General features: G+C 66.3%; 20 protein-coding genes. 5 read left to right on the plus strand and 15 right to left on the minus strand.

Features of this window, described 5'->3' with window-relative positions:
• Window positions 1–19: 19 nt before the first annotated feature.
• From atpA to ACPP3B_RS04820, 6 genes are all read right to left on the minus strand, one after another.
• A complete protein-coding gene (gene atpA, locus ACPP3B_RS04795) occupies window positions 20–1,576 on the minus strand; it encodes a F0F1 ATP synthase subunit alpha (RefSeq protein WP_314226901.1) in 1,557 nt (518 codons plus the stop codon).
• A gap of 46 nt (window positions 1,577–1,622) precedes the next feature.
• Complete coding sequence (locus ACPP3B_RS04800; RefSeq protein ID WP_299022077.1) at window positions 1,623–2,153, minus strand: F0F1 ATP synthase subunit delta; 531 nt, start codon at window positions 2,151–2,153, stop codon at window positions 1,623–1,625.
• Between the two features lie 33 nt (window positions 2,154–2,186).
• Window positions 2,187–2,657, minus strand: a complete 471-nt coding sequence (locus ACPP3B_RS04805; protein WP_299022075.1) for a F0F1 ATP synthase subunit B — start codon at window positions 2,655–2,657, stop codon at window positions 2,187–2,189.
• 115 nt (window positions 2,658–2,772) lie between these two features.
• Window positions 2,773–3,018: a F0F1 ATP synthase subunit C gene (gene atpE / locus ACPP3B_RS04810; RefSeq protein WP_043702567.1), complete on the minus strand. Its 246-nt coding sequence runs from the start codon at window positions 3,016–3,018 to the stop codon at window positions 2,773–2,775.
• A gap of 50 nt (window positions 3,019–3,068) precedes the next feature.
• A complete protein-coding gene (gene atpB / locus ACPP3B_RS04815; RefSeq protein ID WP_299022064.1) occupies window positions 3,069–3,938 on the minus strand; it encodes a F0F1 ATP synthase subunit A in 870 nt (289 codons plus the stop codon).
• Window positions 3,939–3,967: 29 nt separating this feature from the next.
• Complete coding sequence (locus tag ACPP3B_RS04820) at window positions 3,968–4,420, minus strand: ATP synthase subunit I (protein WP_299022061.1); 453 nt, start codon at window positions 4,418–4,420, stop codon at window positions 3,968–3,970.
• A gap of 267 nt (window positions 4,421–4,687) precedes the next feature.
• Between ACPP3B_RS04820 and ACPP3B_RS04825 the strand changes: the two genes are divergently transcribed.
• The 3 genes from ACPP3B_RS04825 to lipA are packed head-to-tail and all read left to right on the plus strand — an operon-like array spanning window position 4,688 to window position 6,641.
• Window positions 4,688–4,954, plus strand: coding sequence for a YbeD family protein (locus ACPP3B_RS04825; RefSeq protein ID WP_299022059.1), 267 nt, complete (start codon window positions 4,688–4,690; stop codon window positions 4,952–4,954).
• A gap of 47 nt (window positions 4,955–5,001) precedes the next feature.
• The gene (gene lipB / locus ACPP3B_RS04830; RefSeq protein WP_299022102.1) at window positions 5,002–5,625 is read left to right on the plus strand and encodes a lipoyl(octanoyl) transferase LipB; all 624 of its coding nucleotides are present in this window, start codon (window positions 5,002–5,004) and stop codon (window positions 5,623–5,625) included.
• Between the two features lie 41 nt (window positions 5,626–5,666).
• Window positions 5,667–6,641 carry a lipoyl synthase gene (lipA, locus tag ACPP3B_RS04835; RefSeq protein WP_424859887.1) on the plus strand — a complete coding sequence of 325 codons (975 nt, stop codon included), beginning with the start codon at window positions 5,667–5,669 and terminating at the stop codon, window positions 6,639–6,641.
• 26 nt (window positions 6,642–6,667) lie between these two features.
• On the opposite strand, the gene ACPP3B_RS04840 is transcribed toward lipA, so the two are convergent.
• The 4 genes from ACPP3B_RS04840 to ACPP3B_RS04855 form a co-directional block, all read right to left on the minus strand.
• Window positions 6,668–8,869, minus strand: a complete 2,202-nt coding sequence (locus ACPP3B_RS04840; RefSeq protein ID WP_424859888.1) for a cellulose synthase subunit BcsC-related outer membrane protein — start codon at window positions 8,867–8,869, stop codon at window positions 6,668–6,670.
• Window positions 8,870–8,967: 98 nt separating this feature from the next.
• Complete coding sequence (locus tag ACPP3B_RS04845; protein WP_424859889.1) at window positions 8,968–10,008, minus strand: glycosyl hydrolase family 8; 1,041 nt, start codon at window positions 10,006–10,008, stop codon at window positions 8,968–8,970.
• A 90-nt stretch (window positions 10,009–10,098) separates the two neighbouring features.
• Window positions 10,099–12,387: a cellulose biosynthesis cyclic di-GMP-binding regulatory protein BcsB gene (locus tag ACPP3B_RS04850; RefSeq protein WP_424859890.1), complete on the minus strand. Its 2,289-nt coding sequence runs from the start codon at window positions 12,385–12,387 to the stop codon at window positions 10,099–10,101.
• Between the two features lie 47 nt (window positions 12,388–12,434).
• The gene (locus ACPP3B_RS04855) at window positions 12,435–13,979 is read right to left on the minus strand and encodes a glycosyltransferase family 2 protein (protein ID WP_424860141.1); all 1,545 of its coding nucleotides are present in this window, start codon (window positions 13,977–13,979) and stop codon (window positions 12,435–12,437) included.
• A 67-nt stretch (window positions 13,980–14,046) separates the two neighbouring features.
• Between ACPP3B_RS04855 and ACPP3B_RS04860 the strand changes: the two genes are divergently transcribed.
• Window positions 14,047–15,285, plus strand: a complete 1,239-nt coding sequence (locus tag ACPP3B_RS04860) for an IS256 family transposase (protein ID WP_132963481.1) — start codon at window positions 14,047–14,049, stop codon at window positions 15,283–15,285.
• Here ACPP3B_RS04860 and ACPP3B_RS04865 read toward each other — a convergent pair.
• From ACPP3B_RS04865 to ACPP3B_RS04885, 5 genes are all read right to left on the minus strand, one after another.
• Window positions 15,266–15,913 (minus strand): hypothetical protein, encoded by a 648-nt coding sequence (locus ACPP3B_RS04865; RefSeq protein WP_424859891.1) that lies wholly within the window; start codon window positions 15,911–15,913, stop codon window positions 15,266–15,268. The genes ACPP3B_RS04860 and ACPP3B_RS04865 overlap by 20 nt on opposite strands.
• A 247-nt stretch (window positions 15,914–16,160) precedes the next feature.
• Window positions 16,161–17,888, minus strand: coding sequence for a phosphoenolpyruvate--protein phosphotransferase (gene ptsP, locus ACPP3B_RS04870; RefSeq protein ID WP_424859892.1), 1,728 nt, complete (start codon window positions 17,886–17,888; stop codon window positions 16,161–16,163).
• Window positions 17,885–18,154 (minus strand): HPr family phosphocarrier protein, encoded by a 270-nt coding sequence (locus ACPP3B_RS04875; protein WP_058615903.1) that lies wholly within the window; start codon window positions 18,152–18,154, stop codon window positions 17,885–17,887. Before ACPP3B_RS04875 ends, ptsP begins: the two co-directional genes overlap by 4 nt.
• Window positions 18,123–18,569, minus strand: a complete 447-nt coding sequence (locus ACPP3B_RS04880) for a PTS sugar transporter subunit IIA (RefSeq protein WP_424859893.1) — start codon at window positions 18,567–18,569, stop codon at window positions 18,123–18,125. The genes ACPP3B_RS04875 and ACPP3B_RS04880 overlap by 32 nt, the downstream gene beginning before the upstream one ends.
• A gap of 21 nt (window positions 18,570–18,590) precedes the next feature.
• On the minus strand, window positions 18,591–19,181 hold the full coding sequence (locus ACPP3B_RS04885; RefSeq protein WP_153004436.1) for a hypothetical protein: 591 nt from the start codon (window positions 19,179–19,181) through the stop codon (window positions 18,591–18,593).
• A 31-nt stretch (window positions 19,182–19,212) separates the two neighbouring features.
• Here ACPP3B_RS04885 and ACPP3B_RS04890 point away from each other — a divergent pair, with 31 nt between their 5' ends.
• A complete protein-coding gene (locus tag ACPP3B_RS04890; RefSeq protein WP_058615900.1) occupies window positions 19,213–19,629 on the plus strand; it encodes a thioredoxin family protein in 417 nt (138 codons plus the stop codon).
• Window positions 19,630–19,643 lie beyond the last annotated feature (14 nt).

Consider the following 19,643-nt stretch of genomic DNA (forward strand, 5'->3'; position numbering starts at 1 on the left):
TTCCCGGTTGCGCCCGGAATCAGTAGGTGCCGGTCTGCTTGAAGGCGCGGATAGCGGCGTCGAGCTCGGCCTCGGCGTCCTTGTCCATCGCCTTTTGCGTCTCGAGCTTGTCCAGCAGCGCCGCGTGCTTGTCCTTCAGGTACGCGTGCAGCCCGGCCTCGAACGGCAGCACCTTCTTGACGTCGATGTCGTCCAGGTAGCCCTTGTTGGCGGCATACAGCGACGCGGCCATCAGGCTGATGGGCAGCGGGCTGTACTGCGGCTGCTTGAGCAGCTCGGTCACGCGCGCGCCGCGGTCGAGCTGCTTCTTGGTCGCCGCGTCCAGGTCGGACGCAAACTGGGCAAACGCCGCCAGTTCGCGGTACTGCGCCAAGTCGGTACGAATACCGCCCGAGAGCGACTTGATCAGCTTGGTCTGCGCCGCACCACCGACGCGGGACACCGAGATACCGGCGTTGATCGCGGGACGGATGCCGCTGTTGAAGAGGTTGGTCTCGAGGAAGATCTGGCCGTCGGTGATCGAGATCACGTTGGTGGGCACGAAGGCCGACACGTCACCGGCTTGCGTCTCGATGATGGGCAGCGCCGTCAGCGACCCGGTCTTGCCCTTGACTTCACCGTTGGTGAACTTCTCGACGTACTCGGCATTGACGCGCGCCGCGCGCTCCAGCAGGCGGCTGTGCAGGTAGAAGATGTCGCCCGGGTAGGCTTCGCGCCCCGGCGGGCGGCGCAGCAGCAGCGACACCTGACGGTAGGCCACGGCCTGCTTGGACAGGTCGTCATAGATGATGAGGGCGTCTTGGCCGCGGTCACGGAAGTATTCGCCCATCGTACAGCCCGAGTACGGCGCGAGGAACTGCATCGCGGCCGACTCGGACGCGGATGCGGCCACGACGATGGTGTAGTCCATCGCCCCGTGCTGCTCCAGGGCCCGCACCACGCTCTTGATCGACGACGCCTTCTGACCGATGGCGACGTAGATACAGACCATGTTCTGGCCCTTTTGGTTGATGATGGTGTCAATGGCCACCGCGGTCTTGCCGGTCTGGCGGTCACCAATGATCAGCTCACGCTGGCCGCGGCCGATCGGCACCATGGAGTCGATCGCCTTGAGACCCGTCTGCACCGGCTGGTCCACGCTCTTGCGCGCGATCACGCCCGGCGCCACCTTTTCGACCACATCGGTCAGCTTGGCGTTGATCGGGCCCTTGCCATCGATGGGGCGGCCCAGCGCGTCGACCACGCGGCCGATCAGCTCGGGGCCCACCGGCACTTCCAGAATGCGGCCGGTGCACTTGACGGTGTCGCCCTCGGAGATGTGTTCGTATTCGCCCAGGATCACGGCGCCGACCGAGTCACGCTCCAGGTTCAGCGCCAGGCCAAAGGTGGGTTGGCCATCCTTGCCGGCGGGAAACTCGAGCATTTCGCCCTGCATGGCGTCCGACAGGCCGTGGATGCGCACGATGCCATCGGTCACGGACACGACGGTGCCCTGGTTACGCACGTCGGTCGACGGGGCCAGCCCTTCGATGCGGGACTTGATCAGTTCGGAGATTTCAGCGGGATTGAGTTGCATGACGCTTTCCTTTTCGGAGGTTCGACTTCAGGCGTTGGGCCAGCCGTCAGGCCGTCAGCGCCACACGCATGTGTTCCAAGCGGGCCTTGACCGAGGTGTCGAGGACTTCATCGCCCACCACCACGCGCACCCCGCCGATGAGCTCGGGGCGCAGCTGCACGTGCAGCCGCAGCTGGCGGCCAAACCGCCGCTCGAGCACGCCTTGCAGCTCGGCCAACTGCGCCGCATCGATGGGGAAGGCGCTCTCGACGGTGGCATCGGCCACGCCGCGCTGCGCGTTGACGCGCTCGCGGAACTGACGCGCGATCTCGGGCAGCGCCGCGACACGGTCGTTGTCGATGACGGTGCGCAGAAAACGACGGCCGATCTCCGGCAGCGGCGCCTTCATCACACCCGTGATGACGTCGAACACCTGATCCGGGCGGACCTTGGGGTCGGCGGCAAAGGCCGCGAGTGCCGGCTCGGCCGCGATGGCGGCCAGTTCATCGAGCCATTCACAGGCGTCGCCCGCCTGCGCGCCAGCGGCCTGGAACAGCGCTTCGGCGTAGGGTCGTGCAATGGTGGCAAGTTCGGCCATGGTTCAACCTTCGGACGCGCGGGTCGTTGGGGGTCAGAGTTCGGTCTTGAGGCGCTGCAGCAGCTCGGCATGCACGCCCGCGTCGACCTCGCGCCGCAGGATTTGCTCGGCACCCTTGACGGCCAACAGCGCCACCTGCTCACGCAGCGCTTCGCGCGCCTGGACGGCTTGCTGCTCGGCCTCGGCCTTGGCCGCGGCGATGATCTTGGCGGCTTCTTCGGCCGCGCGCGCCTTGGCTTCTTCGATCGTGGCCTGGGCGCGGCGCTCGGCGTCGGCCAGACGGGCCGCGGCTTCGTTGCGCGACTGCACCAGCGCATCCTCGACACGCTTGTTGACCACGGCGAGCTCGGTCTTGGCCTTTTCGGCGGCGGCCAGACCTTCGGAAATCTTTTGCGCACGCTCGTCCAGCGCCTTGGCGATCGGCGGCCACACGAACTTCATCGTGAACCACACCAGGATCGCAAAGACGATGGCCTGCGCAAAGAGGGTTGCATTGATGTTCATCGCAACGCCTTTCGGATGGAGTGCGGGGTGGGCAGCGAGAGACTGATGCCGGGTTCGATCGGCGTGCACTCGGGGCTTGACGCGCCCGAGCGCACCCTTCCTCACCGCAGAACGATCAGATCGCGAACGGGTTGGCGAACGCGAACAGCAGCGCGATGGCCACGCCGATCAGGAAGGCCGCGTCGATCAGACCGGCCAGAATGAACATCTTGGTCTGCAGATCGTTCATCAGCTCGGGCTGACGAGCGGAGGACTCGAGGAACTTGCCACCCATCAGGGCGATGCCGATCGACGCGCCGATGGCACCCAGACCGACGATGATGCCGCAAGCCAGAGCAACGAGACCCAGAATGTTTTCCATGATGGTTCCTTTTGGAGGTTGAGAGGAAGGTTTAGGGGAAAAACGAACCGTCAGTGCGCATCATGCGCCTGACCCAGATAAATCAGGGCCAGCATCATGAAGATGAACGCCTGCAGGGTGATCACGAGGATGTGGAAGATGGCCCACACCGTGCCCGCGATCAGGTGTCCGACGAAGAGCAGGCCACCCGTGAACGACAGCGCGGCGAAGCCACCGAGCAGCGCGATCAGCATGAAGACCAACTCACCCGCGAACATGTTGCCAAACAACCGCATGCCGTGGGACACCGTCTTCGCCACGAACTCGATCATTTGCATCAGGAAGTTCACCACACCCAGCAGCAGCGCCCAAAACGGGTTCTTGCTGGTGCCAAACGGCGCGGTGACCAGCTCGTGCGCCCAGCCACCCAGGCCCTTGATCTTGATGTTGTAGTACAGGCACATCAACAACACCGACACCGACAGCCCCAGCGTGGTGGACAGGTCGGCGGTGGGCACCACGCGCAGGTAGTCGGGGTAGCCCAGCGCCGGGCCCACGGCGTGCCAGATGGCCGGCAGCAAGTCCACCGGCAGCAGGTCCATGGCGTTCATGAAGAAGATCCACACGAACACCGTCAGCGCCATGGGCGCGATGACCCTGCGGCTGGCGGCGTTGTGAATCACACCTTTCGCTTGCGTCTCGACGAGCTCGACGAGGATTTCGACCGCGGCCTGGAAGCGCCCCGGCACCCCGGCGGTGGCGCGGCGCGCGCCCAACCACAACAGCCACACGCCCAGCAGCCCCGTTAGCACGGAAAACACCACCGAGTCGATGTTGATCACCGAAAAATCGACGATGAAGCCTTGCTTCTGGTTGGTCAGGTGAACCAGGTGATGCCGGATGTACTCACCCGCGGTCGGTGCATGTCCTTCTGCTGCCATTCGTCATCCCATTCCAGTTTCGTCAAACCTTACGCCCGCCCTCGCGCCGTTGGCCGCACCGCCCAGGCCAGCCAGTACGACTTGAGGACCACCACCAGCCCGGCCACCAGGCCCAGCCAGCTCAGGTCCGGGATCCAGCGCGGCGCCGACCACAGCATGGCCAGCGTCAACAACACCTTGACCCCTTCCCACCATAACCAACCCGCCAGCGACGCCCGCGCCACACCGGGCGCGGCACGCTGCAGCCAACGCGTCAGCGCGCTGGATGTCATGCCCCACGCCATGGCCGCGGACGGCAGCACGACACACAGCCCGCCGTATGCCACCGACGCCACCATCGACGTGCCGCCCATGCCAGCCCACACGCCGACCCCAGCCACGCCCGCCGCCAACACGGTCAGCGCGACCTGCCACGCTACCACCCGCCACACCGACGGCGCGGAGTACCGCGCGCGCCATTCACGAGCCTCTTCGGGCGTCAAGGGCTTGCAATCCAGCGCATCATCCCCATCTTCGACCTCATCCCACCCGTTAGCCGCAGCCAATCCCGCCTTGCGGGGCGACACCCTTGCGGACGACTCGGGATCCAAAGAGGAATCGGAACGTTGCGCTGACACTGCCAAACCCGCGATGATCGACACTTCGCATGACGTGCGCCTGACAGCGGACGCGGCACCAGCTGGGCTTGTGGCCACGCTGGCAAAGCTCCTTATTATAGAGGCAAACCCCAACCAACGATTCGCCACCGCATGCACGACGCCAAACCGCTGCTCGATTTCCCCTGCCACTTCCCGCTCAAGGTGATGGGCGCGCACGCCGAGGGCTTCGCCGAGGCCATGGCGCACGTCGCACGGCAGTTCGACCCCGACTTCGACGCCACCACCATCGAACGGCGCGCAAGCCGCGGTGGGCGCTACCTGGGCCTGACACTCGTGGTGCGCGTGACCTCGCGCGAGCAGCTCGACGAGCTCTACCGCACGCTCACCACCCACCCCATGGTGCGGGTGGTGCTGTGATCGTGCGCGCACTCGGGTGCGTGCCCTACGCCCCGACCTACGAGGCGATGCAGGCGTTCACCGCGCAACGCCAGCCCACCACCCCGGATGAGCTGTGGCTGTGCGAACACCCCCCGGTCTTCACCCTGGGGCTGGCGGCCCAGCGCGAACACCTGCTGTCCCCGGGCGACATTCCGGTGGTGGCCACCAACCGCGGCGGGCAGGTCACGTACCACGGCCCGGGGCAAGTGGTCGCCTACCCGCTGATCGACCTGCGCCGCGCGGGCTACTTCGTCAAGGAATACGTGCACCGGCTGGAGGAGGCGGTCATCCGCACCCTCGCCGCGTGGGGCGTGACCGGGCACCGCGTGGCGGGCGCTCCGGGTATCTACGTGCGGCTGGATGATCCGTTTGCGCACGCCGCCCTGACCGGCCCCCGACCAGGTGGGGACCCGTTCGCCGGTCTGGGCAAGATCGCGGCGCTGGGCATCAAGGTGCACCGCCACTGCACCTACCACGGCGTCGCGCTCAACGTGGCGATGGACTTGAGCCCCTTTTCCCGTATCAACCCTTGCGGTTACGCGGGCCTGCGCACGGTTGACCTTGCTACCATTGGGGTGCCCGCGTCGGTGTCCGCCGTGCAGGCGGAACTGGCCCAACAACTGCAAGCGCTCCTCGCGCCGCGCTGCTGAATGCGGCAGCGAGTGCGCCGCGCGCCTGCCGAAATCGCCCCATGAATACCCCGACCGCCACCCCCACCGCCACCGCCTACGACCCGAGCGCCAAGCAAAAGAGCGCGGCCAAGACGATGCGCATCCCGATCAAGGTCGAGGCGGCACCCGCGCTCAAAAAGCCGCAGTGGATCCGCGTCAAGGCGGGCAGCCCCAGCACGCGCTTTTACGAAATCAAAGACATCCTGCGCGCCAACCGGCTGGTCACTGTGTGCGAAGAAGCGTCGTGCCCCAACATCGGCGAGTGCTTCGGCAAAGGCACGGCGACGTTCATGATCATGGGTGACAAATGCACGCGCCGCTGCCCGTTTTGCGACGTGGGCCACGGCCGCCCCGACCCGCTCGACCCCGACGAGCCAGAAAACCTGGCGCGCACCATTGCCGCCCTGCAACTGCGCTATGTCGTCATCACCAGCGTGGACCGCGACGACCTGCGCGACGGCGGTGCGGGGCACTTCGTGGCGTGTATCCAGCGCGTGCGCGCGCTCTCACCCCAGACACGCATCGAGATCCTGGTGCCCGACTTCCGCGGCCGCGACGACCGCGCGCTCGACATTCTGCAAGCCGCGCCGCCCGACGTGATGAACCACAACCTGGAGACGGTGCCGCGCCTGTACAAGCAAGCACGCCCGGGGTCGGACTATGCGTTCAGCCTGAACCTGCTGCGCAAGTTCAAGGAACGCTTTCCGCACATCCCGACCAAGAGCGGCCTGATGGTGGGCTTGGGTGAGACCGACGAGGAAATCCTGCAGGTCATGCGCGATCTGCGCGCCCACGGCGTGGACATGCTCACCATCGGGCAATACCTGGCGCCCAGCACGCACCACCTGCCGGTGCGCCGCTACGTGCCCCCGGAGACGTTTCGGATGTTCGAACGAGAAGCAGCGGCGATGGGCTTTACCCACGCCGCCGTCGGCCCGCTGGTGCGCAGCAGCTACCACGCCGACCAGCAGGCGCATGCGGCGGGGGTGGCCTGAGCCGGGCCGTTGCGCTGGCAGGCGTATCAGCGCAACGGTGCGGGCAGATCTTGCCCCACGATCGGGCCCCGGGGAGCCCAGTGGTAGCGCAGCCCAAGGGTCCAGCTGTGTTCCCGGTATGACGGCGCGGAACGGAGCAAGACGCTGCCGACCAGCGCCCAGCGCGGATCCAGCCGCCACGCACCCTGCAATGCCAAGCTGCCCGTCCAACCGGCGTTCCGGCTGGCGGACAGCCCCTCACACGGGCCGGGCGTGATCGGCGGCGGCAAGGCAAAACACGGTGCGGCGTCTTCACGAAGGGTTTGCCATCCCACCTGTGCCTGCCCCGCCAAGACCCACGCGTGCGGCTCTCGCGTCTGCCATGCTGCTCTTATCCCACTGCTGAGCAAGCGCTGGGGGCTGAAATACCCCCCGTGCCCCCAGTGATAGTCCGACAGGCGCCGCCCGTATTGCTCGAACGTGATGTAGGGACCGACAGCGGCCCAACGCATGGACGGCAAAGACCCGTCGTGCATCCAACTGAAGTCAACCGAGCGATGGGTGTTGGACGCGACGTTCACGCCGCTGAGGCGCTCCCAGAGCCATTCCGCGCCGATACGCTGCCCGGGCGTCGGCCACGCCATATTGCCCTCGATGCGCACCCCCTGTCCCAGCACGCGCCCCCAAGGCTGGCCGCCGGCCGGATCGCGCCATCCTGTGGCGGCAAGGCGCGACTCCTGTATCGCGCGGCGAAACCCCTGCGCCTCCCACGCGCGGTCGTCCGTTTGCTGGCGCCAACCGATTGCGCCCGTCCACGTGGCGGGCAAATCAACGCTGTGCGCAGTGGAGCCGAGGCGAAACCGCCATCCCTGTGGCCCCAACGCGCGGCCTTGGAGTTCCCAGCCCCAGCCCCGCTCCGCGACGGCCGGTGGCGATCCGTTCTCGAGCGCGCTGCCCACGCGCGACAATGGTATCGGGCCCCGCACGTCGAACTGCTGCTGCTCGACCGTGAGCGTCCATGCCGCGCCGTATCCCCACCACTGCCATTGCAGGGAGGGCTGCCGCTGCACTCGCAGCCGACTCGTGCCGACCTCGCCCGAGCGCTCCTGCTGCGCCCACGCCAGCGTCAGGCGCGGCTGCGCCAGCCCTTGCAGACCTGGGTCGGCCGATTCGTCTAGGGCAGCCGCATCGATGGCCAACCCCACATCGCGCCAGCGCCGGGCACGCTCGCGCCGGTCCACGCGTGCCAGCGCGGGCAGCTCCTCCAGCCATCGGGGGTCTGCGGGGTGGGAGCCGTCACCGCGCAACGCCAGCCACAGCCCTTGCGCCAGATCGTCGTCCTCTGGATGACGCCGCAAGAGCGCCTCGAACCGCTGCACCGCCTCGAACCGCTGCACCGCCTCGGCAGCTTCCCCGCCTTGCAACGACGTCCAGGCCAGCAGGCGCTCGACATCCTCGTCGCGTCGCCCTTCGCTTTGGGCCCGCTCGAGCCAGGCGCGCGCCTGCGCCCACTCGCCACGCTCTCGGGCGCTCAGCGCCAGCTCCACGGCCAGATCGGCCCGCGCGCGTGCCAAACCGGCCACCGGCTCTGCCACGGTGAGCGCCTCCTCCCACAATCCGAGCCGTCGCCAGGTGTAAAAAAGTCCCTCTCGGGCGGGCAGGGATTCGGGCTGCGCGGCCAGCACTCGCCGAAACCAATCCGCTGCCTCGCGGTCGTGTTGCTGGCGATACAGCGCCCACGCCACCCGTAGCCAGCGATCGGGGTCTTGGCTGGCCAACAAATCAGGCGCTGCTTGGCTCACCCTTTCGGACAGATCAGGCACCGGATCGCCCGCCTCGCTGCGCTGCAACGCATCCTCCAGCGGTGCCGACGGCGTTGCGCGGTCGGTGTCGATCCCGGCTCGCGCCGCTCGCTCGCCAACGGGCGACGTCTGCAGCAGCCAGTCCAAGCGCAACTGAATACCGGGTGCGGGCTCACGCCGATCGGTGGCGAGCGGGCGGCGGCGCGCTTCTCTCGTCGCCGTTGGCGCAGGTGTTGGGGCCTGCGCCTCGCGGGGCTGCGGCGGCGCGTCGATGCCGAATATCGGCGGTGACGCCCGTTCGGGTGCCTTCTGCAGCCGGATCAGGGGTTGGGCTGTTCGTCGCCAATCCGCGGCAGGCGGCAGCTGACGGACTTCCTCGACGCTGCCCGGTGGTCGTTGCCGCAGATACAGCAATGTCTCTTCGGCAGACGCCGCCCCAACTCCCACCACTGCCTGGCAGACCAGGACGACCGGCCAACAAGGCCCTCGGGCTCGGGGCCGCCCGATAGGGTCGGGCAGGGCGGCAAGCGATCGAGGGATTCGCTTCATAGAGTCAAGGGGGAATGGGTTTCGCGCATGAGGGAGACGACCCGTTGCCTTCGTGCCGCCGGCCATCGGGACGCCGCCACAGTCAGCATTCCGATCGTCGCCGAGTAGTACCCTGAGCGTATCAAACCCTCTCGGTCGGCGACGACGGGTGGGTTGCGCGACTCCACCCAATCCCGGATCAAGCGAGCCCCGGGGCTGGCTGCCTCTGAACTCAAGCACGGGTTGTGTAAATCGACCCAGGCCGGCATAAAGCCCGCGCGCGGAAACTGCGCCCAGAAATCCCGCCATGGCTGCATGCGCTGCGGCGTTGCCATGCCCGCCCAAACAAGATAGAGGGGTATGCGAACGCCTTCATACCCGTACCGGGCTGGGCGCTCGGGCGCCGGTATCAGCGGATCGACGAGCAGCAACCAATCCGGCGGCAGCCCCCAAGTGCCGAAGCGAGCCAGCGCCAGCAGCTTGTGACCACTGGCAATCAGTTCACCCCAGACCGGGTCAGGGTCCAACTCGGGGAGATCCAACAACGCGGGATAAACCCAATACGAAAGGTTGACGACCAGCCCGCGCGGCGTCTCGAACCCCTGCGCAGCCGGCAGCAAAACGGTCCCCCAGTTGGTAGATCGCACCGCATGACGCCGAATCGACTGGGCCAGCGCCCGAGCCGGTTCACGCCACGACGGTCGATGCCGGGCCTCCAATGCCAGGCCCCACGCCACCAGCAAGTCGCCGTCGGTCGCGTTGTTGCGGTCGGTCACCCCCTCGCCGGGAGACCAGCGCCACGCCAGCAAACCGTCGTCGCGCACCGCCAGATGGGTCCGCGTCCACTGCCACATCGACTCCAGCCCCTGCTGATCGCCCGCGGCCCATGCCAGCAGCATGCCGTAGCCTTGACCCTCCGATGTGGTGATGCCCTGTTGGCCATCATCCACGACGCGCCCCGAGGGTTGTACGAACGCCGCTTTCCATGCGGCATACAGACTGGACCACTCCCGACCGGCAAGGGCTGCACGCGCCTCGAAACCCCCAAGCGCAGCCATCAAACCCGCAGCCGTCCAAACGGCGGCCTGTCGGCGGGTACACCCTTTATCGAAGAGCGTGTCGGCTCGTTGCGCCACGACCATGGGTATTCAACCTTTCTCTGTTGTCATCCGCGCGTCGCCAGGCGCAGAAGATGCCCCCCGCCAACGGCGCAACAGGTTCCACGTAACCCACGCCAGCACCAACACGAACAACGCCAGTGCACCCAAACCCATCCAAGGTCGGCGCCAAAGTGCAAAACTCAGCTCCTGCCAAATCGACGCGTCCCCCACGGTATATCGATCGAACCATGACTGCGTGAAGATATCGTCGCGTCCCTGCCACCAAGCGACGTCCCCGCGTAACTGTCCCCAAACCGCCGGATCGACGAGCGCATCGGTCTGATTCTGCAGCCCGGATGGCTCGTCCGCCGTCAGTAGCGTGAGCGCGCCCGCCGAACGCCCAGGGAGCGCCGTCTGCAACAACAAGGCTCCCTCGCCCAACAGACCGCCCTGCAATACGTCCCAGATCGCGGTCGCCTGCACCGTCGGCCCTGCGGCCGACGCCCTCAGGGCAACCCCCTCCAGCCAGGTACCACCCCCCTTGCGCAACAAAGCACTCGGCTGCAGGTCAGGGGGCAAATCGGCCCATGCTCCCACCAATAAAACGTGATCATGATTCCAGCGGCCGTCCAGCCCCGCCTGCCAGTGAGCCTCGAGCCACGGGGATCCCTGCACCTGGGCGAGCTTGGCCGCCAACATCCAGGCTGCGGCCATCGCCTGGGGCTTCGGTTCCGCCACCACGACTGACGTACGCCTGCCCCACGCGACGCTGGCGTGCGGAAACGCGGCGCGCTGCCACAGCTCCAGATCGGGCAGTTGTGTCAGGCGGGCCGCTTGGGGCCATTCGATACGGGAGTCATCGAACAACGTCAAGCGTAGGTTGTCGGTTTGCAACCATTCGCACCGACCGCTACGGGTGGGCACCATGGACACGGCGAACGTCAACTCGTTGCGGCCGGAGCGAAAGACGGATATCGGCAGCGAGATGGCGTAATCCCGCATGTACCCGCCGTCAGGCTGCCGCAGCGCAACGGCGGTTTGAAACAGCCCATTGACGAAGACATTGATGACCGAGTCCTCGCGCAAACCGGCGCCGACCGCAAATCGCAGGCGCAGACGAGCACTCGACTCATCTGGCGAATAAAGGTCGGCGGGCAAAACCAGGGGCACGGTTAACTCACCAAAGCGGCCTTGCCACTGAACCGTGCGCACGCCCAATTGCGCGAACGTGACAGATTGTCCTGGCAGCACGCGATCCGCCCCCGGCGGCTCCGACAACGATGGCCACTGCAGGGCGGAGACGACGGCAGCCGACGCCCGCGGCAGCGGGGTGCGCATGAGCGCCAATGCGTGGAGCGCCTGATCGACTTCCTGTTCGGTCGCGCCGCTGACAACCAGGGCAAACCGCCCTGGGCGCTCCGGAAGAGGCCATAACGCCAGAAAAGGACCGCGAATACGCGCGTGCCAATTGGCCTCGAGCAGGGGCTGCAACGATGCCGCCGTGCCGATCAACACCGCATCGGCATCGGGCCACTCGGCACTGGCGACGCGCACGGGTGTGGTGCGATCTCCCGTGTCGCCACCGCCGGGTCTGGCCAATACAGAGCGAACCCTCAGTGGAACGTAAGCCAGCCGCAGGGCGGCCGCTTGCGCTGCCAAGCCCCCCCAGCGCAGCTGTTGCGTCACGGTGGCGCCAGGCGTCGCCACTAGCAGTGTCTGCGGTCCCCACAAGCGATTATCGAATACTGCACCCCACTCGGCCACGGTCGGCTGCCACTGGCGCAGCCCACCTTCGAGCTGAATCCACGATCGCTCGGTGTCGATCTCCGTCCACAGCTCAGGGGCAGAGGGGTCTTCGCACTCCATGGTGTAGTGCTGCGCGACCGCGAATGTCAATGCGTGGTAACCGGGCTTGACTTCGCGCAGCGGCAATGCGATTTGCGCCTCCAATTGGGGCAACCGCGGGTCTAGTGGCACCTGAGCCACAACTCGCCCACCTAGACGCACCTGTAGCTGGGATCGCCCCTGCAGAAGAGACAACGAATTCTTAGCCACCAAATGCAACACTGCGCGACGCACCTCCAGCCGCGTGGCAATGGGTAGGAATACCGTCGCCTGCCCGTCGGTGCCCCGCAACGTCAGTGGCCCTGGACTCGGCATAAACGCGCGCAACGGTGCCGCCAGCAGCGTCGCGTCGCGCGGTGCGGACGCCGCCGCAGCCGCCGCGACCACGGCCGCCGTCGGTTGTGCCGTAGGTTTCGCCCACCCAACCGTCGCTGCTAGGAGTGATACGCCAACGAGCCAGCACCGCCAGGCGATTGTTTTCTTCATGATCATGAAATGCTTTTTTGATAGACGAAAAAGCTCAATGAGCCAGGATCGGTTCAGCTATGCCTTGGCGTAACGCCACGTTCTTGTCGGCGAAGTATAAAGCGCAGCGCGCCTTGAACGCCTTCTCGACCCAGCTGCCACAGATGCGCCGCTGTGCCGGACCAACCGTGACGCACAAGAAACCAGGCTGCTGACAAAATGGGACGCTCCTGGGACTCTCGCTGCTGTCGGAACGCTACCCAGCGTCGGCTATCGCCGTAGCCGAGCGCGACGATGTCGCGCTGCATGGCAACCGATTCAGGTTCGAAATGCAATCCCATCTCCTGCCCCCTTATCCAAGCCACCCGAGTGGGTATCAAGATCGTCCGCTGCAACACATCGACGTGAACTTCGAGCGTCATCTCATCTCCATAGCGCCCAGCCACTGACTGATCCAAAATCAAGCGGCAGCCTGAAGCGGAAAGATCAGCGAACCGGGCGTTGACCTGCGCACCATTGCCCACCCACAAAGACGCTCGCGCATCCGAAGGCATACGGGGCGCGACACGGCGCTGCTGCCGCTCCAGCAAAACCCCCATAACGCCAGCGAGCAAAATCAGGTTGAAAATTTGCCATGCCACCGTGATAATTACGGTTTCACGCGCAGCCGGATCATTTATCCAACGCCAAGCCGCAAACCCCAGCGCCAAAAACCCGATAAGTATGAGCACATAAAACGGCCTCGCCAATTGAGAGATGAAAACCTGTTCTCGCTGCTCGCCCTTGGGAGTCACGAGAAACCGTGGTGATCGGGGATTGCGCAACACACGCCAAATACCAGAAGCCGCGTAGAAAGACTGTGCCAGCTCGTAGAGCTCCGAAATAAACGCCCAGCGCACACGCCCATATAGCACCTGATTGGTCAACAGGGCGGCAGCGAGATGAGGCAGGGCATAGGAAAAAAATTGTGCCAAATTGGCTTGATAGACATGCAAACCAAAAATCAGATACAAGGCAGGCGCGAGCATAAAAACCAAACGCGCCCATGGAAACAACCAGAAAAAAACACTATTGAAATATGCCAAACGCTGCCACCAACGCAAACCCGGCAAAGTCAACGGATTGTGTATAAGCATGATTTGCATCATGCCCTGCGCCCAACGCACTCGTTGGGAGACGAAACTAGAATAAGTCTCAGGCTGCAGGCCCGCCACCATCGGGCGATCGATGTAGGCACTGCGCCAGCCGTTGGCGTGCAGCAACAGCGCAGCCTCGGCATCTTCCGTGATAGATTGCCCGGGCAACCCCCCGATCGACAACAAGGCTTTGCGCCGCAACACCGCCGCCGAACCACAAAAGAACGAAGCATCCCACGAATCCAGACCATGCTGAATGACGTGATAGAACATGTCATTTTCGCTGGGAATACGGCCAAACACCCGCCAGTTGTGTTCCAGTGGATCGGGGTTGACGAAAAAGTGGGGGGTTTGCACCAAGAATAGCTTTGGATCGGCGCAGAATGCGCCCACCGTGCGCTCCAAAAAGTCGACGGTTGGCACGTGGTCGGCATCGAAGACTGCCACGAGATCGCCATGGATGCGGGGCAAAGCAGCATTGATATTGCCCGCCTGAGGGTGTCAGGATTTTTGTGTGAGGGGCCTACCATGACGACTTCCAGGAGCCCCCATGCCACGCAAGAAGACCACCCCCGCCGCGAAGCCGGACGCCATTCTTCCCGACGAGCTGCTTGAGAAGCTGATCCCCGGACCGATGGACGCCGCCGGCGTCGAGGCCGTGTTCCAGAAGCTGAAGAAGGCCGTGATCGAGCGCGCCTTGGGGGCTGAGCTGGGCGTGCACTTGGCCAGCCCCGAGGGCGGCTGCGGGAACCATCGCAACGGCCGCAGCGGCAAGACCGTGCTGACCGACGGCGGGCCGCTGCGGATCGAGGTGCCCCGCGACCGGGCCGGCAGCTTCGAACCGCAGCTGATCCCGAAGCATGAGCGCCGGTTTGCCGGCTTTGACGACCGGATCATCTCGATGTATGCCCGCGGCATGTCGGTGCGCGAGATTCAGGGCCATCTGGCCGAGATGTACGCCATCGAGGTGTCAGCGGAGTTCATCAGCGCCGTCACCGACGCGGTGATGGCCGAGGTGGGGGCCTGGCAGGCCCGGCCGCTGGAGCCGATGTACCCGGTGGTGTTCTTCGATGCCCTGCGGGTGAAGATCCGCGAGGACGGCGTGGTGCGCAACAAGGCGGTGTATCTGGCCTTGGGCGTGCTGCCGGACGGGACCCGCGACATTCTGGGGCTTTGGATCGAGAACACCGAAGGCGCGAAGTTCTGGATGAAGGTGTTCAACGATCTCAAGACCCGCGGGGTCACGGACCTGCTGATCGGCGTGGCCGACGGCCTGAAGGGCCTGCCGGAGGCACTGGAGGCGGTGTTTCCGGCCACGACCCTGCAGACCTGCATCGTGCACCTGATCCGCAACAGCCTCGACTATGCGAGCTGGAAGGACCGTAAGGCGCTGGCCGCGGCGATCAAGCCGATCTACACCGCACCGAGCGCGGAGGCCGCCGAGCGCGCGCTGGACGCGTTCGAGGCAGGGCCGTGGGGCCAGCGCTTCCCGACCGTGGTCGCGGCCTGGCGGCGGGCGTGGAGCCGGGTGATCCCGTTCTTCGCGTTCCCGCCCGAAGTGCGGCGGATCATCTACACCACCAACGCCATCGAGAGCGTGCATTCGCGGTTACGCAAGATCATCAAGAGCCGCGGGCACTTCCCAAGCGACGAGGCGGCCACCAAGCTGATCTGGCTGGCCTTGCGCAACATCACCGCGGACTGGAAGCGGGCGAGCAAGGAGTGGAAATCGGCGATGAACCAGTTCGCGATACTATACGGCGACCGCTTCACCCTCGCACCACGCTGAACGACACGAGGACAGATTCAGAAACCGCCCCACACACAAAAAACAGGACATCCCCGCCCGCCTTGGCCCCGCGGTTGTCGTCCCGGGTCAAATACTGGACCCCCAACCGCTGACAAAGCGCGCGCAGGGTCTGCGCCCGCTCTTGCGCCGCCGCTGCACGCACAGGGTCCGGATCGTTGCAGCGCTGCCGGGTTCCACCGTCGTCCAATAAATAAACCGTGAGTTTTCCCGGGGCGTAGCGCATGTTTAGCGCGCCGAGCAACGTCGTCTCGAGCAACTCTGGACTTTCGTTGTAAGTGGGCACCAAGACATCGACCGTTGGCCAATCGGCAGGGTCTGCAGGCAACGGTACCGGCCGCCGCACCTTGGGATACACATTGACGAACAACCCCAAGGCGTAGATCGCGATGCCGTAGAGTTCCGCGGCAAACAGTAGCACCGCCGCGACCCACGACAGCGGATCGTGAAAACCCAGTGTTTCCGTGGTGCGCCAAACGAGGTAGCGCGCTGTCACCCAGGCGGCAAGGCAGAGTACCACCAACCGCGCCAACGGCTTGTGCCGCGCCCACGGCTGCATGCAGGCGACCAAAACCACAACGCCCCACGCCAAAACCGCCTGAGTCGCCACGGGGACCGGGATCCATGCCAAGAACACCCAGACGAAGGCAAGTAAGACCCACGCCCAACCCCACGCGCGCCACGGCTCACGCGCCCACGGGTGGAACCCTTGTAATTTCATGGATCTCTTTGCGCTTCGGTGCTGGAACGATCGTTGACGTTTGGAAGACGACGATAGATTATCGGCCAGAAGCCCGACTTCTTTATGTCGACATCGCGGAAACATCCGGTGGCAGACCTCGGCCACCCCTTCAGACTCAATCCCCCAACAGCAACGCCGGCTCGTCGCTGCCGACCACCTGCTGCGCCCAGGCGCGCAGCTTGCGCGTGTCGCTGCGCAGCACCTGCTGCTTGACGGCCAGGATTTGCGTCGGGTGCATGGAAAAGCTGCGCAGGCCCAGCCCGAGCAGCAAGCGGGTCAGCGTGACGTCACCGGCCATTTCGCCGCAGACGCTGACCGGTTTGCCCGCCTCGCAGCAGGCGACGATGGTGTCGGCCACCAAGCGCAGCACCGCCGGGTGCAGCGGGTCGTACAGGTGCGCGACCGACTCATCCACACGGTCGATGGCCAGCGAGTACTGGATCAGGTCGTTGGTGCCGATGGACAAAAAGTCGAAGTGGCGCACGAACAGCCGCACGGCTAGCGCGGCGGCGGGCACTTCGATCATGGCGCCCACGCGCACGGGGCCGTAGACCGCGCCGCGGCGGTCGAGCTGCTCGCGTGCCTTGGTCAGCATGGCGTGTACCTGGCGGATTTCGCTCAGGTGCGCCAGCATCGGGATGAGCAGGTTGACCTTGCCGTGCGCGGCCGCGCGCAGGATGGCGCGCAGCTGGGTCAGAAACATCGCCGGCTCGGCCAGGCTCCAGCGGATGGCGCGCAACCCCAGCGCGGGGTTGAGGTGCTCGTCGCGCCGGTGGTGGTCCAGCGGCTTGTCCGCACCCACGTCCACGGTGCGGATGGTCACCGGCAGGCCGTGCATGCCCTCCACCGCGCGGCGATAGGCGTCGTACTGTTCCTCTTCGTCGGGCAGCTTGCCGCCCCGCCCCATGAACAGAAATTCGGTGCGAAAGAGGCCTACGCCGACCGCGCCGACCGACAACGCGGGCAAGGTGTCTTCGGGCTGCTCGATGTTGGCCAGCAGCTCGATGCGCTCGCCGTCCAGCGTCACGGCGGGGGTGTTTTTGATGCGCGCGAGCCGCTCACGCTCGATCACGCCCTGGCGCTGGCGGTAGCCGTACTCGGCCAGCACCATCGGCGTGGGGTTGACGATGAGCACGCCCGCATCGCCATCGACGATGACCCAGTCGTCTTGGCAAACGAGCTGGCTGGCGTGGCGCGCCCCCACCACGGCCGGGATGTCCAGGCTGCGCGCGACGATGGCGGTGTGGCTGGTCTTGCCACCGACGTCGGTGACGAAGCCGGCAAAGACGCTTTGCTTGAACTGCAGCATGTCCGCCGGCGACAGGTCGTGCGCCACCAGCACCAGGGGGTCGCCCTCCACCCCCGGGGTCGCGGCCGCCACCGGCGAGGCCACGCCGCGCATGGCGCGCAGCATGCGCTCGACGAGCTGCTCCAGATCCGCCTTGCGCTCGCGCAGGTAAGGATCGGCCATCTCGTCGAACTGCTTGGCCACCAGCTCCAGCTGCGCTGTCAGCGCCCACTCGGCGTTGTAGTGGCGCTCGGTCACCCAGTGCTTGACGCCTTCGTGCAGGTGCTCGTCCTGCAGCAGCATCAGGTGCACCTCCAGCAGCGCGGCCAGCTCGGTATGGGTCTCCATCGCTTCGGCCTGCGCCAGCCCTTGCTGCAAGCGACGAATCTCGTCCATCACCGCGTCACGCGCACCGCGCAAGCGGATCAGCTCGGCCTCCACTTGTTCGGGCGCGATGAAGTAGTGCGCCACGTCGATGCGGCTGGACGCCACCAGCACCGCACGCCCGATGGCCACCCCGCGCGAGACGGCCTGCCCGTGCAGCGTGAACGTCATTCCCCCTCCCCAAATTTGTCGTCGATGAGCGCCACGATGGCGTCCATGGCCGCCTGCTCGTCCGGGCCGTCGGTTTCGATCTCGACCGTACTGCCCAACCCGGCCGCCAGCATCATCACGCCCATGATGCTCTTGGCGTTGACGCGCCGCCCGTTGCGGCTGAGCCAGACCTCGCACGCAAACGAGCTGGCGAGCTTGGTGAGCTTGGCCGAGGCGCGGGCGTGCAGGCCGAGCTTATTGCTGATGGTCGCGGTGCGCTGGATCATGGGCAGGTCGGCGGGATTGGTTCTGGGGTGCGGTGGGCGACAGCGGCATCACGCCTTGCGTGCCCCCCAGCGTGGCGCGCGCCACCAGGGTATCGATGGGCTCGTGGCGGTAGGTCACGGCCCGCAGCAGCATCGGCAGATTCACGCCCGTGACCAGCCGCGTGTGCACGCGGTCGATGAGCTGGGCGGCGACGTTGCAGGGGGTGGCACCGAAGACGTCGGTCAACACCAGCGTATCGTCGGCCCCCTGCAGGGCGATCAGGTGCCGGGCTTGGGCCAGCGTCACCTCGGGCGGCTGGTGCGGCGGCACGTCCAGCGCGCTGACCGCCAGCGCTGCATCCGGAAAGACGTGCAACACACACTGCCGCAGGGCAGACGCCAGCGGTTCGTGGGCGATGACGAGGATGCCGTTCACAACCCGTGATTATGGGCGGGTTCAGCGCAGCGCGACGCCGCCGAAAAACAGCGCGTGCACCTCGGGCGGCAGGCTCGGCCCATAGAGCGCCATTTGCACCAGCCAGCGGCCGTTGCTGGCCCAGTGCAGCTCGGCCGCCACCGGCTGGCCATCCGGCCCTTGGCCGCTGCCGCGCCAGCAGCGCGACCAGGCGGCATCGCGCAGCGCACACGGCACGGCCTGCCAGCCCGCGGGCGCCGGCGCCGCGCCGGCATCGACGCGCAGCGTGGCCCAGCTGGCGCGCTGCCAGGTCTCGATCCAATCCATGGGCGGGGTCGAGGCCGCCGCCGCGCCCGCTGCCGGGGCATCGGGCAGCCGCACCGCCGCCACCGCGAAGGTCCGCCCCGCTGCCTGGCAACTGAGCATGTGCAGCGCCACGGGCGGCTGCTGCGGGCCGCGCAGCGGCACCTCGCGCGTGGCCCGTTCCGGCTTGCACGGCAGCGTTGCCTCCACCGGCGCCGCCTCGAAGCGCGCGGTGCGCCAGTCCAGCGCCGGGCTGCAGCCGGCGACGAACACGAAACCCATGGCCGCCCACACGACGGCGGCAGACGGCCTATCATGGCACCATTGCATACTCCGCATCCTACCCCAGAGGGCTACGCGCATGTCCACCCGCACCGATGACCAGTTGCCCGTCCCTGCATCGCTGCCCGACGCGGCGCGCGCCGCCGCCGCCCGTGGCGAGCCCTTGGTGGTCATGGTCACGCTCAAAGGTTGCGCGTTCTGCGACGTGGTGCGCCGCAGCCACCTGCTGCCCATGCTGCGCCGCGGAGAAGTCGCCGCAGTGCAGGTGGACATGCTGGACCGGCAAACGCCCATCGTCGGCTTCGACCAGCGCCCCACCACGGGCCAGGCGCTGGCGCGGCAATGGCGCATCGGCGTGGCGCCCACCTTGCTGTTCGTGGACGCCCAAGGGCGGGAACTGGCCGAACGCATGGAGGGCATGGGGCTGGCGGACTTTTACGGGCCTTACTTGGACGAGCGCTTACGCCAGGCGCGCCAGCGATTGGCGCCGCGCTAGTTCGGCACCCCGCG

This window comes from Tepidimonas sp. HKU77 (assembly GCF_049728535.1).
Taxonomy (GTDB): domain Bacteria; phylum Pseudomonadota; class Gammaproteobacteria; order Burkholderiales; family Burkholderiaceae_C; genus Tepidimonas.